Genomic DNA, 15,720 nt, shown 5'->3' on the forward strand with positions numbered 1-15,720 from the left:
ATGAAAAAATACACACTTCTTCTTCTCAGCACTATCGCCTTTGCTCCCGTTCACTTTAGCCATGCAAGTGTTTTTCCTATTCGTGCTTCTAGCGATAGTCGTATTCGCTTTGTCAATTATGATGCTTATAATGTCACAAAAATTATTGGTTCTATACGCTCGTCTGTACAAATAGAATTTACGGCCAATGAAGAAATTGCTCATGTTGCCATTGGCAACAGCGTGGCATGGGAAGTTGCTCCAGCAGGCAATATTCTTTTCCTCAAAGCACGAGAAGTTCAACCTATTACCAATCTCCAAGTTGTCACCACACGCCGTGATGGCTCAAAGCGGTCTTATCAATTCGAACTAACGGTTAAAGATGGAGATATTTCAACGGGACAAGATACGTATTTCCTTGTGAAATTTCGCTATCCACAAGACGAAGCGGAACAAAGAAGAATTGAAGGACTCTTAAGTCAAGCAAGAAAACAAGCACAACGTATTGATGGAGTCTTTGATACTTATGAAAAATATGGACCACGCAATTGGGCTTATACCGCTCAAGGTTCTGTAACTCTTGAACCGTCATCCGTATATGACAATGGAAAAACAACAACATTTACTTTCCCCGATAATCAAGAAATTCCAGCCATTTATATTATAAGTAGTGACGGTACAGAATCCCTCGTTCCGAAAACCACAAATGGCAACATGGTCATTGTCCATGCAATTGGCTCCAGATTCACTCTAAGACATGGAAAAAATGTTTTATGCATTTTCAATGAAGCCTATCAACGCCAAGGCATAAATCCAAAAACAGGAACAACTTCACCGTCTGTTGAACGCAAAATCGCATCAGATCTTCAATGAAATAGAAATGAGGGGAATTAACATATGAGTGATGAAGTAATCATTGAAGATCGAGGCGTTATTAACGATAACAGAAATAATATATCCAAAACATTTGGAGCAAAAATATTTGTCGTGATAATCTTTGTAGGATTTTGCGCTTATGTGCTCTGGAATATCTTCTCAACCCCAACAATAACAAAAGACACGGCAAAATCTCATAAAAACCAAACGCAAAACTTTAATAATTCACTCACACCTTTAGAATTAGTGCCTTCTACTCCACAAGCAAAAATTGCTCAAATTACATTACCGATACCAACAGAAACACCTAAAATAACGGTTAAAAATGATCCACTACTTGAAGCCGCACAACGCTCTCCAGTTTTAGCCTTTACGAATGACTCCAGATCTCACTCAGAGCAAATAAGAAACAATAATTATAGTAGTACAAATGAAATTCCTAATGAGAATTCCCAAAATTTTTCCGCACTTTTACAACCTACACGAATAGAAGGTACAAGAGCTGGAGTCATTGGGAATAGAAACTTTATCATCGCCATGGGAACATCTATTCCCTGTATCTTAGAAACGGCATTAAACAGTGACCAACCTGGCTTTGCAAGCTGCATCATTAACCGTGATATCCTCTCTGACAATGGTCGCGTTGTTCTGCTTGATAAAGGAACTCAAGTGGTTGGTGAATACAGAGGAGGTATAAAACAAGGACAATCCCGCCTCTTTGTCCTTTGGACAAGGGCAAAAACACCAAATGGTGTCATCATCACTCTTGCTTCACCAGCAACCGATAGTTTAGGTAGAGCCGGTTTTGATGGCAACATTAATACGCATTGGTGGGAACGCTTTAGTTCAGCTTTGCTGCTTTCAGTTGTTGACAGCGCTACAGCAACACTAACAAATAAAATGAAAAGCAATTCCAAAACAGGCGGCTTAAACAACTCTGGAGCAAACAACATAGGAAAAGATGCTGCAACTGTTGCCCTTGAAAATCAAATCAACATTCCCCCTACCCTAGAAAAATTTCAAGGGGAACTCGTCAATATTTTCGTGGCCAGAGATTTGGACTTTTCATCCGTGTATAAACTCGCCGTCAAAGAAAGAAGGAACGGCATTTTTCCTCGCTCTATTCCAAGAAATTTCTTTCACCATTCTCAAAGGTAGCACAAATAAATTATGGCCACAGCGAAAAATACAGAACGCGCTTCCATCGTCTTAACGAAATTAAAAATATTAGAGAACTATCTGAATGACGACAATTTATTCGAAATTGTTATCAATCGCCCTGGTGAAGTGATCGTTGAAGGTCCCAATGGTTGGCAAACCCACATCCTTAAAGATTTAACATATGGTGAATTAGAAGGGATTGCAAAAGTTGTCGCGGCTTATACAACACAGAAGATTAGCGTAGAAAATCCAGTTCTCTCCGCAACACTGCCCAACAATGAACGCATACAAATTGTTATGCCTCCAGCAGTCGCACCAAATACAATCAGTATGACAATTCGTAAACCTTCATCACGCACTTTTTCTCTTGAAAGTTTACATGAAAACAATCTGTTTTCTGTCACCCAAAACACCAGTTTTACACCCACGCAACAAATGACAGAACGGTTATCCGAACTCTCTGATACGGACAAAGAGCTAACAGATTTTTTTATGGCCAAAGATTTTTGTACCTTTTTAGAAAGAGCCGTTATCACACAACAAAATATCTTAATCTCTGGCAAAACCGGTTCGGGTAAAACAACCCTCTCTAAAGCTTTAATTGCAAAAATCCCTGACTATGAACGGATTCTCACCATAGAGGATACTCCAGAACTTGTTGTTCCGCATTCAAATAAAGTGCAACTCTTTTACTCAAAAGACAACCAAGGACTTGCAAAAGCAGGCGCAAAAGAACTACTTGAATCCGGATTACGCATGCGCCCCGATAGAATACTTTTGCAAGAATTGCGTGATGGTACAGCTTTTTACTATATCCGCAATGTCAATTCCGGTCACCCAGGTTCAATCACCACGGTTCATGCCTCCACAGCACTTGCAGCCTTTGAACAAATGACTCTGCTTGTGAAAGAAAGTGAAGGGGGTGGGAATTTAGCACGAGAAGATATCCGTGGCCTATTAATCTCGATGATTGATGTCATCATTCAATGTAAACGCCTCGAAGGAAAATTCCGTGTAACAGAAATTTACTACGATCCCTTTAAGCGCCGAGATGCTTTCTAAAAACATTCTAAGTTAATCGAACAAATCAGAATTCGTTCCTGTACGTCAAAATGAACATGATCACCACTAACAGTGTAAATCAACCTGAACGCATAATTAAATGTCTAATTTTTTAAACAAGTCGTCCATATCTTCCGCATAAACAACATCTCCACCTCTGTTTGTTTTCTCAAAAGTTTCAAGCGTTTCCGCATTAGGAACATACATATCAAATGGCAATCCTCTTTCATTAACAACTTTAGTTAAAGCAATCCGTATGAAATCAGACACCGTAAGTCCTAGAGTAGCTAATATTTCATGGGCTTCTTTTTTCAAATTCTTATCTATACGTGCTCGAACGACATCTTTTGAATCTACGGCTACACTCATAGTAAACCTCCTTTAGTTACCTTCTTATTTATGGCCCAAATGAGTTACAAAAATAAGATTTCTATGCTTTAAGTTTTTTTACGCGACTTCATGACATCTTTTGACTTCGTTTGCGTTATCGTATTGTTTTGCTCTTCCACATGTCTCTGTTGCAAAAATTTAACAGCCGTTTGAAACTCATTTACAAGCTTTTTATCATGACGCTGGTTTTGAGGTATCGCTTTTGACAAGTCAAAGTCTTGTTTATAAATGGCATCCTGTCCAAAACGTTTATCTAAAGCACTTTGAAGCTTTGAAAATTCTTTATTAACCTGCTCTGGTATCTTTGAGCAACTTTCACGACCAGCTTCAACAGCTTTCATATAAGTGACAGCTTCTTTTGAAAGAGACGGTACTTCAACTTTCAACCGCTCACGCTCATGTATAATGCTGTCCATATGCTTCTCATAAGAGTTTTTATAAAAGGATTGAAGCCTTCTAATTGTAGAAGTAGCAAGAGAAATATTATGAAGCGCTTCTCTACGTTCTTTCCCTACTGTTTTAAATTGATCTATCAAACGATCTGACCCACGCAGTTTACCGGCTCTATCAGGCGCTTTATCTAAAATATCGGGCAATTTATCGCCTTTTCCTGCTAAAATCGTTTGTTCAATCTTAAGCGCAGCAGCTTGGGGGTCCTTATAGATCAATGCCAAATGAGCATTTAATTCTTTAAAAGTATCAACGTAAGATTTTTCATTTCTAAGAGCGTTCTGTGCCTTCTGCTCTATATTAGAAGTATCCGTATAAGCCGCGAGGTAGGGAGCTCGTTCTGTTACTTTTGAAGCACCATTCAAATCTCTTTGTGATTTCTCAACCTTAGGTTCTTCTTTTTCAAGCTTACTAAAAGCCGCCTTTGTTTTATCCAAAAGTGTCGTAATTTTTTCCTTTTGTGTTTCCGATAATTCTTTATTTGTCTCAATGTAAGAGGAAACTTTTTCTCCTAGACCTTGCAAAACGTCAACATTTTTATTTTTTGTAAATTCAGTAAGGTTCTTACGAATAAGCTCAGACAGTAATTCAGAAGTACCATAAAGTGCCTCAATTGATGCCTTTGTCATTTCCTCTCGCGTGATACCATCCCAGTTGATATTATAACCAGCTTCACGAGCAAGTTGGCCAATAAATTCACGCTGAGTACGTCCATTTCCCTCTCGAAACGGATGCAACGCATTTATTTCACCCATGTAATATCCAGCTCTCTGGCTGAATTCATCCGCATCAAGACCACGCAAATATTGTTCTTTGGCAAGCTGCTGTGTAATCTTCGGTGCATAGCTTTCAATCTGATGATGATAAGCAAATAAACAACCACCTTTGGTAATATCTATTGAACGGATATTTCCTGCCCATTCATAGACGTCACCAAATAGCTTCTTGTGAATGTCTTTCATATGATTGAGATCAAACTTACCCCTAATAGGAGTACTATCAAGTTCATAAGACCTTATATAAGCAAAAGCAGACTCCAGACTCCTTAGTGTGGCTTGGTCTTTAATACCAAGCCGATTATACATAACACCAGTTTTAGGATCAGTATAAGGATCGTTTGTATTCTCATACTTCACCACGTTTTATCCGTTCCATAAGATTCTTGATTACATCACTTGTTTCAAGTTCTCCAATAATAACCCGCTCCATCTGAGAAACGACCTGTTGATCCGGCTCCAACCCCTCTAAACGTTGACTTGCTAATGCATTTTTAGCAGCAAAGCGACGTCGCTTAATTTCGTCTTCACTCAACATATAAAATCCTTCTTTGTTATTCTTTAATTGTAGCACATTTGGGCTACGGTAGCAAGTTTTTAATGGTTTAAATTTCTTTTGACTTCGTTTGCGTTATCGTATTGATTTGCTCTTCCATACGTCTCTGTTGCAAAAATTTAACAGCCGTTTGAAGCTCATTCACAAGCTTTTTATCATGACGCTGGTTTTGAGGTATCGCTTTTGACAAATCAAAATCCTGTTTATAAATGGCATCCTGTCCAAAACGTTTATCTAAAGCACTTTGAAGCCTTGAAAATTCTTTATTAACCTGCTCTGGTATCTTTGAGTAACTTTCACGACCAGCTTCAACAGCTTTCATATAAGTGACAGCTTCTTTTGAAAGAGACGGTACTTCAACTTTCAACCGCTCACGCTCATGTATAATGTTGTCCATATGCTTCTCATAAGAGTTTTTATAAAAGGATTGAAGCCTTCTAATTGTAGAAGTAGCAAAAGGAACATTATAAAGCGCTTCTCTATGTTCTTTCCCTACTGTTTTAAATTGATCTATCAAACGATTTGACCCACGCAGTTTACCGGCTCTATCAGGCGCTTTATCTAAAATATCGGGCAATTTATCGCCTTTTCCCGCTAAAATCGTTTGTTCAATCTTAAGCGCAGCAGCTTGGGGGTCCTTATAAATCAATGCCAAATGAGCATTTAATTCTTTAAAAGTATCAACGTAAGATTTTTCATTTCTAAGAGCGTTTTGTGCCTTCTGCTCTATATTAGAAGTATCCATATAAGCCGCAAAATAAGAAGCTTTCTCCGCTATATTTGAAATGCCTTGTAATTTCTCAACCTTGGGTTCTTCTTTTTCAAGTTTGCTAAAAGCAGTCTTTGCTCTATTCCAGAGAATTTCAATTTTTTCTCTTTGTTTTTGTACCCATTCTTTATTTGTCTCAATGTAAGAGGAAATTCGTTCAGCAAAACTTTGCGAAACATCAATTCCCCTATTCTTTGTAAATTGTGCAACGTAATCCCTATAATCAGGAGACTCCGCAAAATCAAGCGTCGTTGTTTTTACACCTGATCTAGAAAGAGCTGCCACCAGTTTTTCATAGGTATTTGCACGATCAGACTGTTTTATATCATCAACAAAAGAAGGATCACCGCGCTCTATTAAATCAACATTAAAAATGTTTCGTTTGACTTCATTATTGTTAATAATAACAGTCTCTTTCTCTTGACGAATGGAGATCTTATCACCAAGCTCAATACGAGCACCATCTATAGCAGAGGGTAAATTCACACCATAAACACGTTCAATTCCACGTGAAGTTGCTATATCGGCATAAGGCGTTTTGTTCTTTGTGTTTTCATTAAAAGAAGCATATCCTGCTTCAACAAGTTCACCAGTAATGGTGCCTTTAACCTGCCTGTGTTCATGTAAGCGAACATTCTTAAAATCATCTGCTGCTACATAAAGACGCGATTGATCTCTATGTCGAGACATTGCAACATAAGAGAGATGCCGATCCATAGAAGGTGAAGCTAAAACAAAGACATTATCAACGGTCACACCCTGACTTTTATGGATGGTGGCCGCATATCCATGATCAACGTTTCCATAAGTATGATTGGAGAAAACAACCTCTTGGCCAGAGTCAAGACGTACCCTTAAAAGCGGCCTTCCTGTTTCACTCTGTGTAGATAAAACAGTACCTAACATACCGTTTCTAACTTTTTGCTCTCCCAATTCCGACGCATATCTTTCCTCAAACTTAGCATTTTCAAGAAAAATAATCCGATCATTAATAGCAAATTCCCGCTGTCCCTTCATGGTATCAAAATTTGCAGCGGTTGCTATATCTTCTGACTTTAAAAAATTAGAATTTTTGAGGACTGTTCTGATTTCTTCATTCAATTTTTTAACAGCTGCATTTGTATGCGCAAGAACAAGCAACTCATCACCCTTTAAAGATGTTCCTTCTTCTACGGATTTTTTTTCTATTTTTTTCCGCGTATCTATCCAATCTTTAACAATAGCATTTATCGCTTGCCTATGTGTTTTAGTCTCATGGACAAATCCTCTTTCTTTATATTTTTCTAAAGCTTCTTTTACTTGACCTCGCGCAAATTGCCGTGATGCCTCTTGTCCCCATTCTTCCTTTTGTCTTCTTATACCAGAGAGTTCAACATAACCTATATTATTGACAATAGCCCGAAAAGCCGCTCCAGCTTCAATCGGTTGTAACTGCATGTGATCACCAACAAGGACAATCTTAGCACCTGCTTTTTCGACTTTTTTGACAAAATTAGAAAGCTGTTTCGAAGAAACCATACCGGCTTCATCAATAACGAAAACATCACCAACTTGTAGTTGATCTTTCTTATTTTTCCATGCCAATTCCCAAGCAGCAAGAGTTCTACTTTTTATTCCTGAAGATTTCTCAAGTCCTTCCGCAGCTTTACCTGCAAGAGCTGCACCAAATACGCGTTTACTATTATTACTCCAAGCAACATTTGCCGCTTCAAGGAGAGTTGATTTTCCAGCACCAGCATAACCAACAACCGCTGCAATACCTTTATCGTCTGTAATATGCTGAACGGCTAATATTTGTTCTTCTGAGAATTTGAATGAATGATTACGATCTTTATTTTCAACAGACTTTATCGCAGCTAAAACTTTTTTAGAATGAATACCATGTCCTGTTGTTTGAGATAAAGCAAAAACCCTCCGTTCCATATCATATTCAGTTTTTATAATTTCATTTGTTGAGTAAATAACCTTATGAGGATGAGAATGATCTTTGATCTTAACAAGATTATCACTTTGCTCTAAGCGCACCATAATATCATTAAAGTCATTCGCATTATCAACATATCGATTAATGATCTTAGCAAGATCTCCACGACTAAATGTCGATTTCTCAAATGAAATCAATTTCAGAACTTCATCTGGATTTTTTTTAATTTTTTCTACTGATTTCTGTTTTATTTTTTCATTGGCTTGAACTGCATTACTGACAAGACCTTTTTTTCTCATCGCATTAGCAGATTGACCTAAATGAATTGTTGGCTCTATGGATAAACCACGCTCTTCATAAGAGCGCATATCTACTTTTATATCATGACCAGCAAGTGCAAGATGTCTTGTTGCAATCTCACCCCATGAACTACGTAAATCCTTCAATGCATCTTTATGACCTATGACATTTTCGTACACTATCCTCTCTTCTTTCCTTATTGCATTTCCTTGCTTATCGCGAATAGTAACAAGAGATTTTTTTACTGTTCCGTCTTCATTTAAAACAGCTATTTTTTTAGCTCCAAAACCATTTTCTACCACAGGACGTAAAGTATGCATGATATGCACATGTGGATTTCCTTCCTTGTTATGATAAACCCAATCAGAAACAAGTCCACGGGATGCAAAGTTTGCATTTACAAATTCTCTTACAAGAGAAATATTTTGATTTTGTGATAACTCTAACGGCAGTGCTATAACTATTTCTCTTGCTAACTGACCATTGATGCGTTCATTATTTTGTATAGTATTCCATAACCATTCACTTTTTTTATCATTTGTATTGAGAGAACTAAGTTGTTGTGTGATCCATTTTGGAGAATCTTTTGGAATATTTATTTCTGAATGTACAAGGTCTCTATCTTTATCATACCTATGTGTATGAGAACCTCCTAACTCATCAAACATTCTTGTTCTATGGCGATAAGCAGCGGCAGAAATTGCCGATTTTCCTGAACCAATAATTTTAGCTTGTAAATGCGCTATTGCCATAAGAAAAATTGCCAAAAATTGTTTAAATTTTATCGAAGCAATTTATAGCATGAAACGTTTTAGAATAAAACGTATAATTGCGCCTTCAAAAATCTTTTAAAAAAGACATTTTCAGGAGCGCATAAATGCGCACTATTAAGTATTGTCATTAGTATTTTCTTCTGTTAAGTGAATATAAAGTTTAATAAACAAAAGAAATTTTAAAATGGCACGTAAATCTTTAGAAAAACTTATGGAAGAAAAAAAAGCTCTAGATGAAAAGAGTAAGAAGCTTCTTGAAAAGATTAAAGCTGCGAAAAAATATGAAGGGGAAAAAATTGCGCTACTAGCAGCAGAAGCCGGATTAACAGAATTAAATATAACAACAGAAGAATGGAAAAGCATATTTGAGGACATAAAAGACCGATTTCAAAAAGAACAAAAAAAAACTGAATAACCTTGGGAATTCTATAAGATCATTAAGACGTATTGCAAAAAGGGGACAATTCTTGACAGATGAAATAAGACGCAAAGATGCGCGTGAAAAAATTAGTTTAGGAGGGCTTATCGTAAAGGCGGGTCTTAGAGACGCAGATAAGTCTTTCATCTTAGGGTGTTTGCTTTACGCAGCAAAACTTGATCATAATTCAAAAGAATATAAAGATTTTCAAAAAGTAGGAAAAGACGCTTTTACTGATATGCGGGGTGAAAAATGATAAATAAATTAGACAAAAAACAGATTATATTTTTAATATTGCCCTTCATCTTTTCAATCATTGTAGCTTTTCTCGTAAATATAACTATCAATAACATTACAGAAAATGGAACGACGCCCGATGCTTATTGGTTTGTAAGATCAAAGCCACTGGATATTTTAATCCTCATTGCACTTTCATGTTCTTCATTCATCTTATTACAAAAAAGGCACATCAGAAAAAATATCATTCTTTCATCCATGATTATCTTTGGTTTGTTTGCAACTTATTATAGTGCAAATGAATACATCAGATTAAGCCCTTATGTTGGGCAAAATAATATGACATGGAATGATGTTTTCCCCTATTTTGATAGGATGGTTTTGGCGGGTGTTATTGTCGGCATTGTTATCTTTGGTTACACGGTGAAACTATCATTACCTAAAGCTTCACCTTTTAAAAATTCAAAAAGTAAGATCTTCGGTGGTATCAAATGGATGCGTATGAAAAAGCTTGAAGAGATTTTCCCTAGTGATGGTGAAGTCGTCATTGGAGAGCGTTATAACGTCGACGAAGATATTGTTAAGGACGTTGCTTTTGATCCACACGATAAAACAACGTGGGGAAAAGGTGGTAGTCAGCCATTGTTAACATACAAACTTAACTTTGATTCAACGCACATGCTTTTTTTTGCTGGTTCCGGAGGCTATAAAACAACAAGTACAGTTATTCCAACTTGTCTCAAATATTCCGGCCCAATGGTTGTTTTCGATCCATCAACAGAAGTCTCTCCAATCGTCAAAAAAGCCAGACAACGTAGAAACAAAAATTCCGTCTACGTTCTCGACCCTCATGGTTCTTCAACTCAAACTTTTAATCCTTTAGATTGGTTATTAAATAAAAATATCCCTCTCTATGAAAGGGAAGCCGGTTTAGTTGAAATCGCTAGACTCCTTCTTTCCGAAAACTACAGATCAACTTCAACCGATCAATTCTTTACATCTCATGCACATAATTTGTTAACGGGATTACTCGCCCATGTGGTTTTTTCTGATGAGTACACATTAAAGGAAAAAAACTTAAAAACACTTCACACTATTATGTCAATGCCAGAACCATCCGTTATCGGAAAACTACGTCTACTACAGTCTTCATCACCATCACAATTCATTCGTGAAACTCTTGGCGTCTTTACAAACATGGCTGAACAAACTTTCTCAGGTGTCTATGCTACTGCTTCAAAAGATCTACAATGGCTCTCGCTCTCTAACTATGCAGACCTTATCAGTGGTGATGATTTTAAAACTGCCGATATAACAAAGGGAAATATTGATGTTTTTCTAAATATCCCCTCAAAAATTTTAAAATCTTATCCGGGTATTGGTCGTATCCTTGTTGGATCTTTTCTCAAAGCTATGGAAACCGCTGATGGTGACTATGCAAAAAGAGTACTCTTTGTCTTAGATGAAATTGACCTTTTAGGATATATGAACATTTTAGAGGAAGCGCGTGACCGCGGACGTAAATACGGAATATCTCTTATGCTCTTTTATCAAGCTGTAGGACAACTTGAAAACCATTTTGGTCCAGCAGGCGCTAAGTCATGGTTTGAAGGTTGTGCTTTTGTAAGCTACGCTGCTATCAAAGATACTAAAACAGCAGAAAGTATCTCTAAGGCATGCGGTCAAATGACTATTGAAGTAAAAAATTCAAGCAAACATCTGGGAGCACTCCATACAAGAGGATCGGAAAATATCAACACCCAGCATAGACCTCTAATTTATCCACACGAGATAACACGAGAAATGCGAAAAGACGAACAGATCATTCTCGTACAAGGACAGCCTCCTATTCGTTGTGGACGCGCTATCTATTTTAGACGTAAGGATTTAACAGCTCTTGCTAATGAAAATAGATTTGCCCGTAAATAATAATATCTCCTAAATAAAACTCACTTTGTTCGTCCATCTATCAATATAATGAGAGGCTGTCTGCCTCTCAAACTCTCTGGAACGCTCACCAAAATCATGACATCAGATCCGCGTTTAATGAGGGGACTAACAATCCTATGTTCTTAGTGTCAAGGAAACCCTTACAGGGCGCCTGACGGCGTCCTTGACAAAGAACCATAACGGTTTGTTTTGTCCCTCTCACGCGGCTCCGAAATCATGATTAGAACGGAGGAGCTTAGGAAAACATTAGATGCGAGAGGTACTAATATGAACTCACAGAAAAAGGATGTATTTTGGGTTGTTTACGTTTTAAAGCTTTCGATAAATCATAATTTGTTTGCATAGCAAGCCAAGCTCGTGCTGTACTCACACCAGCCATTTCAAGTCTAATAGCAAGATTAGCACTAACAGCGGCTTTTCCATTTAAAACTCTCGAAAGTGCTACACGAGACATACCAAGCCGCTCTGCTACTTCAGCAACAGATAAACCAAGTTCTTTGATAACATCTTCACGCAGTAATTCTCCGGGATGTGGAGGATTTTTCATTGTTTAGCACTCCTTATTAGTGATAATCTAGATAATCAACCATTTCGACATCTATACCATTAAAGCGAAATATTACACGACAGTTTCCATTTACAGTAATTGACCAATATCCTTTTAGATCACCTTTTAGCGGATGTAATCGAAAAGACGGAAAATTTAAATCATTTGGGGACATAGCCACTTCAAGAGCGCCTAAAATACGCTTCAACTTTTGAGTATGAGCAACTCTAATCCCTTTGCTAGTACCAGTTTTATAAAAAGCTTCTAGCCCTTTATGTTTAAATCCCAAAATCATAAATTAATATAGCTTGTAACGCTACGAGATACAAGAAAATATTCATTATTTTTATATCACTCTGCCCATTATTGAAAAAGTATAAGATCATAATTAGGGGGTGCTAAACGTAACAAGAGCGCGTCATATCCCCAATTGACAGCTAAACTTAGAAATATCAAGACTATATAACCAATGACCATTGCTTTTTGGTGTTCAAAAGGTGCAGAACCCGCTACATACCCAGTAAAAAAAATAAATAACACTAATAAACTCCCCCCTGCTATAAACTCTGTTAAAATAATAACCGGTTTACGAATAAGCAAAAGGAAAAGGAAAAGGAAAAAAAGGCAAATTTTCAATATCTTATGTAATATTTTATAAACGATAGAAAACACTCTACGCATTATAGTTATTAAAATTGATTGTTTGGAATTTGGATTTTTCTCTTTTGTATTTAATTTATTAGTAGATAGAGTGTCCATTACCCCCTCCAATATTTTTATCTATAAAACGCTTTATAGCTACATAATACGTTTTATTTTATTTACGATTATTTATATACCCACATAGATAATTATTTCAATTTTATGATTTTTTTAGCGTTTAATGTAACATACGGTTTCTTTATTTTTAAAAAGCAGGCGCCCTATGAGGGCGTCGGGTGTTCAAAACACGGTGATTAGTCCGTTGTTACGATTTTCCCATAAGGGTGTTTTATAGCGTAACTACACCCGACAAAATTATCATATATGCTAATCATAGCATAAAAGATAGCCAGTTTTTAAAAGCTCTGGAAAGATTGTTTCGTAATCTATCCGCTAATCACAAAGTGTTTTGATCACTTAAGTATTTAATAGCAAAATACCCATTTATTGTCAACTGTTTTATTGTCTTTTTTGGTCTTTTTTTATAATATTTTCAAATATTTATCTCATAAAATAGCTTATAATTTTTATCTATTTCTTTTGAAGTATCTGCCGTTCTATCAAACTTATGTAAATATGATCATTTCTGATTAAATATACTGTTGATTTCCTGCTTCTTCGAGGCTGGTTTCACCAAAGTCACAGGACATTGGCCAGAGCCTTCCTCTCCACAGGCTGACACGGTGGAACTCACCGCCAAGTTTTTTAAATTAATCGCGGCATTAATGTCTCTATCATGGTGTGTACCACAATGAGAACATCTCCACTCACGTATGTTAAGAGGCAATTGTTCAATCTTACATCCGCAATGATGGCAGATCTTACTGCTCGCATACCAACGATCTGCAATAACAATCTGTCGACCATAGCGTGCCGCCTTATATTCCAATTGACGGCGAAATTCGAAAAAACTTTGATCTGCAAGGGCACGCGATAAATGCTTATTTTTCAGCAAGCCTTTTACATGAAGATCTTCGAGACAAAATGTACCAAAACGCTGAATTAAATCTGTTGTAACCTTATGCAAATGATCTGTTCTGATATTGCTTATTCGTGCATGAAGCTTAGCGAGTTTTTGTTTCTCCTTATAACGATTGCTCGAGCCTTTTTGCTTACGACTTAAACGCCGTGATAAGCGCCGTAAACGATTTAGCAAAGCCTTATAAGGTTTAACGCTTCCTATGGTTTCTCCTGTCGAAAGCGTTGCAAGTGCATTGATGCCCAAATCAAGACCAACAATAGCTTGGTTCTTGCTTAGTGACTCTTGATTATCTGTTTCAACGCTAAGACTTACAAACCACCGATCCGCTTTACGGCTAATGGTTGCTGACAAGATCTTTCCTTGAAATCGCAATTGTTCTCGCAGACCAACCCAACCAAGTTTGGGAATTCTTATCTTGGAACCTTGCAACTGTATTTGATCATTGGTCAAAGTAAAACGATCGTGCACTCCTTTCTTTCTAAAAGTGGGATATCGGCTTCTCCCTGAAAAGAAATTCTTAAAAGCCACACCCAATTGAATAATTGCCATTTGTGGAGCATTTTTAGTAACTTCCATCATCCATGGAAATTGTTTTCGTTTTAGAGAATTGAATTGTCTACGGAGCGCATAGTCATTAGGCTTTGGTAAATTATTATCTTTCTTCCATGCTTCATATTGCTGCTGCCATTCCTTCAGTGCCCAATTATAAGCAAAGCGCGCGCAACCACTGGCTCGAGCCATGTAGCTTCGTTGTTTATTATTTAAGTCTAGAGCTATTTTGTGAGCAACAATCATTGCGATGCCTCTACAGCTTGACGAACATTCTCTAATAACCTTTGATTTTTTCTCGAACGACTTCCATAAAGACGAGCACTAAAGACAGTAATAATTTCTAAAACATCTTTCGCTAAATCCTCTTCAAAACTGCTTTCTTCCCCTTGATTGAGAATGACAACCTCAACTTGTTTGGCTTCACAAATGGCGAAGACCAATTCTGCACCAAAGCGCAATAAACGATCTTTATGCGTAATCACCAAACGACCTATTTCATTTTCAATGAGAGCATCCAATAAACGTTTAAGACCCTTTTTACGATAATTCATCCCTGACCCTAAATCAGAGATGAGTTCATAAGTCCAACCTTGGCTTGCGCAATAAAGCTCAAGAACCTGTTTTTGTCGCTCTAAATCGTCTTTTTGATCATGGCTTGATACACGCGCATAAGCAATGGTTTTTCTTTGAGAAAGTTCTCTCGAATGAAAAAGCTCAGGTCTAAGCTTGGATAGGTCATAACGGCGGTGCCCTCCTGCCGTATGCTCTGAAACAATTTTGCCTTCACTTTCCCAACGGCGCAAAGTGCTAATCGAAACACCCAAAGCTTGAGCGGCCTTACCTATCCCAACAAATCTATCCATAATGTATATTATTACACAGATATAAATAGATTACAAGTAAGATGTTAAAGCCCCTTAAAAGCTCCCCCTTTTAATCATGATTTCGGAGCCGCGTGAGAAGGACAAAACAAGCCGTTATGGTTCTTTGTCAAGGACGCCGTAGGCGCCACGTAGTGGTTGCCTTGACACTAAGAACATAGGATTGTTAGTCACTTCGATAAACGCGGATTTGATGTCATGATTTTGGTGAGCGTTCCAGAGAGTTTGAGAGGCGGAAAGCCTCTCATTCTAAAAAGCGTAGCGAAGCGACGTATAGGGAAGGGAACGCGCCACCATATAGCGCTGTAGTGACCAACCTATACGAGTAAGCAAGCTTAAAAAAACAACAATTTTCCATAACTAGAGTTGTCCATCATGACACGTAGTGGATTGTGGACAACTTGTACCTGTGAAGGCTAGTTGTGGAATATTGTT

15 protein-coding genes are annotated in these 15,720 nt (G+C 37.4%); 6 read left to right on the forward strand and 9 right to left on the reverse strand.

All coding sequences use genetic code 11. The features are described 5' to 3' along the window. From virB9 to virB11, 3 genes are read left to right on the forward strand one after another with little or no spacing between them, the layout of a single operon-like run. Positions 1-852, forward strand: coding sequence for a P-type conjugative transfer protein VirB9 (gene virB9 / locus GQO39_RS05960; protein ID WP_156851386.1), 852 nt, complete (start codon positions 1-3; stop codon positions 850-852). A gap of 24 nt (positions 853-876) precedes the next feature. Next, on the forward strand, positions 877-2,013 hold the full coding sequence (virB10, locus tag GQO39_RS05965; RefSeq protein WP_156851387.1) for a type IV secretion system protein VirB10: 1,137 nt from the start codon (positions 877-879) through the stop codon (positions 2,011-2,013). A 12-nt stretch (positions 2,014-2,025) separates the two neighbouring features. After that, entirely contained in the window at positions 2,026-3,078 is a 1,053-nt protein-coding gene (gene virB11 / locus GQO39_RS05970) for a P-type DNA transfer ATPase VirB11 (protein ID WP_156851388.1), read from the forward strand. Positions 3,079-3,174: 96 nt separating this feature from the next. Here the strand turns inward: virB11 and GQO39_RS05975 are convergent, their stop codons facing one another. The 4 genes from GQO39_RS05975 to traA form a co-directional block, all read right to left on the reverse strand. After that, positions 3,175-3,447: a type II toxin-antitoxin system RelB/DinJ family antitoxin gene (locus tag GQO39_RS05975; protein ID WP_156851389.1), complete on the reverse strand. Its 273-nt coding sequence runs from the start codon at positions 3,445-3,447 to the stop codon at positions 3,175-3,177. A 68-nt stretch (positions 3,448-3,515) separates the two neighbouring features. Further along, positions 3,516-5,057 (reverse strand): type II toxin-antitoxin system protein adenylyltransferase VbhT, encoded by a 1,542-nt coding sequence (gene vbhT / locus GQO39_RS05980; RefSeq protein ID WP_156851390.1) that lies wholly within the window; start codon positions 5,055-5,057, stop codon positions 3,516-3,518. Then, positions 5,044-5,232, reverse strand: coding sequence for an antitoxin VbhA family protein (locus tag GQO39_RS05985; RefSeq protein WP_004861683.1), 189 nt, complete (start codon positions 5,230-5,232; stop codon positions 5,044-5,046). The genes vbhT and GQO39_RS05985 overlap by 14 nt, the downstream gene beginning before the upstream one ends. A 67-nt stretch (positions 5,233-5,299) precedes the next feature. Further along, on the reverse strand, positions 5,300-8,995 hold the full coding sequence (traA, locus tag GQO39_RS05990; RefSeq protein ID WP_156851391.1) for a Ti-type conjugative transfer relaxase TraA: 3,696 nt from the start codon (positions 8,993-8,995) through the stop codon (positions 5,300-5,302). Between the two features lie 205 nt (positions 8,996-9,200). Between traA and GQO39_RS05995 the strand changes: the two genes are divergently transcribed. From GQO39_RS05995 to traG, 3 genes are read left to right on the forward strand one after another with little or no spacing between them, the layout of a single operon-like run. Beyond that, entirely contained in the window at positions 9,201-9,431 is a 231-nt protein-coding gene (locus GQO39_RS05995; protein ID WP_156851392.1) for a TraC family protein, read from the forward strand. Between the two features lie 52 nt (positions 9,432-9,483). Then, the gene (locus GQO39_RS06000; RefSeq protein ID WP_156851393.1) at positions 9,484-9,690 is read left to right on the forward strand and encodes a conjugal transfer protein TraD; all 207 of its coding nucleotides are present in this window, start codon (positions 9,484-9,486) and stop codon (positions 9,688-9,690) included. Next, positions 9,687-11,600 (forward strand): Ti-type conjugative transfer system protein TraG, encoded by a 1,914-nt coding sequence (traG, locus tag GQO39_RS06005; RefSeq protein ID WP_156851394.1) that lies wholly within the window; start codon positions 9,687-9,689, stop codon positions 11,598-11,600. The genes GQO39_RS06000 and traG overlap by 4 nt, the downstream gene beginning before the upstream one ends. Before the next feature lie 283 nt (positions 11,601-11,883). Here traG and GQO39_RS06010 read toward each other — a convergent pair whose 3' ends face one another. The 5 genes from GQO39_RS06010 to GQO39_RS06030 form a co-directional block, all read right to left on the reverse strand. Next, positions 11,884-12,168, reverse strand: coding sequence for a HigA family addiction module antitoxin (locus tag GQO39_RS06010; RefSeq protein ID WP_004861334.1), 285 nt, complete (start codon positions 12,166-12,168; stop codon positions 11,884-11,886). A 16-nt stretch (positions 12,169-12,184) separates the two neighbouring features. Then, entirely contained in the window at positions 12,185-12,463 is a 279-nt protein-coding gene (locus tag GQO39_RS06015; RefSeq protein WP_156851395.1) for a type II toxin-antitoxin system RelE/ParE family toxin, read from the reverse strand. A 68-nt stretch (positions 12,464-12,531) separates the two neighbouring features. Beyond that, positions 12,532-12,927, reverse strand: coding sequence for a hypothetical protein (locus GQO39_RS06020; protein WP_156851396.1), 396 nt, complete (start codon positions 12,925-12,927; stop codon positions 12,532-12,534). A gap of 523 nt (positions 12,928-13,450) precedes the next feature. Next, positions 13,451-14,647, reverse strand: coding sequence for an RNA-guided endonuclease InsQ/TnpB family protein (locus GQO39_RS06025; protein WP_156851397.1), 1,197 nt, complete (start codon positions 14,645-14,647; stop codon positions 13,451-13,453). Beyond that, on the reverse strand, positions 14,644-15,267 hold the full coding sequence (locus tag GQO39_RS06030) for an IS607 family transposase (RefSeq protein ID WP_156851398.1): 624 nt from the start codon (positions 15,265-15,267) through the stop codon (positions 14,644-14,646). The genes GQO39_RS06025 and GQO39_RS06030 overlap by 4 nt, the downstream gene beginning before the upstream one ends. Positions 15,268-15,720 lie beyond the last annotated feature (453 nt).

It is taken from the genome of Bartonella refiksaydamii (genome assembly GCF_902652675.1).
Taxonomy (GTDB): domain Bacteria; phylum Pseudomonadota; class Alphaproteobacteria; order Rhizobiales; family Rhizobiaceae; genus Bartonella; species Bartonella refiksaydamii.

What these genes read in the sequence shown, in the direction of transcription:
- virB9 (WP_156851386.1), top strand. Translation starts at nt 1, where the DNA reads ATGAAAAAATACACACTTCTTCTTCTCAGCACTATCGCCTTTGCTCCC.
- virB10 (WP_156851387.1), top strand. Translation starts at nt 877, where the DNA reads ATGAGTGATGAAGTAATCATTGAAGATCGAGGCGTTATTAACGATAAC.
- virB11 (WP_156851388.1), top strand. Translation starts at nt 2,026, where the DNA reads ATGGCCACAGCGAAAAATACAGAACGCGCTTCCATCGTCTTAACGAAA.
- GQO39_RS05975 (WP_156851389.1), bottom strand. Translation starts at nt 3,447, where the DNA reads ATGAGTGTAGCCGTAGATTCAAAAGATGTCGTTCGAGCACGTATAGAT.
- GQO39_RS05985 (WP_004861683.1), bottom strand. Translation starts at nt 5,232, where the DNA reads ATGTTGAGTGAAGACGAAATTAAGCGACGTCGCTTTGCTGCTAAAAAT.
- traA (WP_156851391.1), bottom strand. Translation starts at nt 8,995, where the DNA reads ATGGCAATAGCGCATTTACAAGCTAAAATTATTGGTTCAGGAAAATCG.
- GQO39_RS05995 (WP_156851392.1), top strand. Translation starts at nt 9,201, where the DNA reads ATGGCACGTAAATCTTTAGAAAAACTTATGGAAGAAAAAAAAGCTCTA.
- traG (WP_156851394.1), top strand. Translation starts at nt 9,687, where the DNA reads ATGATAAATAAATTAGACAAAAAACAGATTATATTTTTAATATTGCCC.
- GQO39_RS06010 (WP_004861334.1), bottom strand. Translation starts at nt 12,168, where the DNA reads ATGAAAAATCCTCCACATCCCGGAGAATTACTGCGTGAAGATGTTATC.
- GQO39_RS06015 (WP_156851395.1), bottom strand. Translation starts at nt 12,463, where the DNA reads ATGATTTTGGGATTTAAACATAAAGGGCTAGAAGCTTTTTATAAAACT.
- GQO39_RS06020 (WP_156851396.1), bottom strand. Translation starts at nt 12,927, where the DNA reads ATGGACACTCTATCTACTAATAAATTAAATACAAAAGAGAAAAATCCA.
- GQO39_RS06025 (WP_156851397.1), bottom strand. Translation starts at nt 14,647, where the DNA reads ATGATTGTTGCTCACAAAATAGCTCTAGACTTAAATAATAAACAACGA.
- GQO39_RS06030 (WP_156851398.1), bottom strand. Translation starts at nt 15,267, where the DNA reads ATGGATAGATTTGTTGGGATAGGTAAGGCCGCTCAAGCTTTGGGTGTT.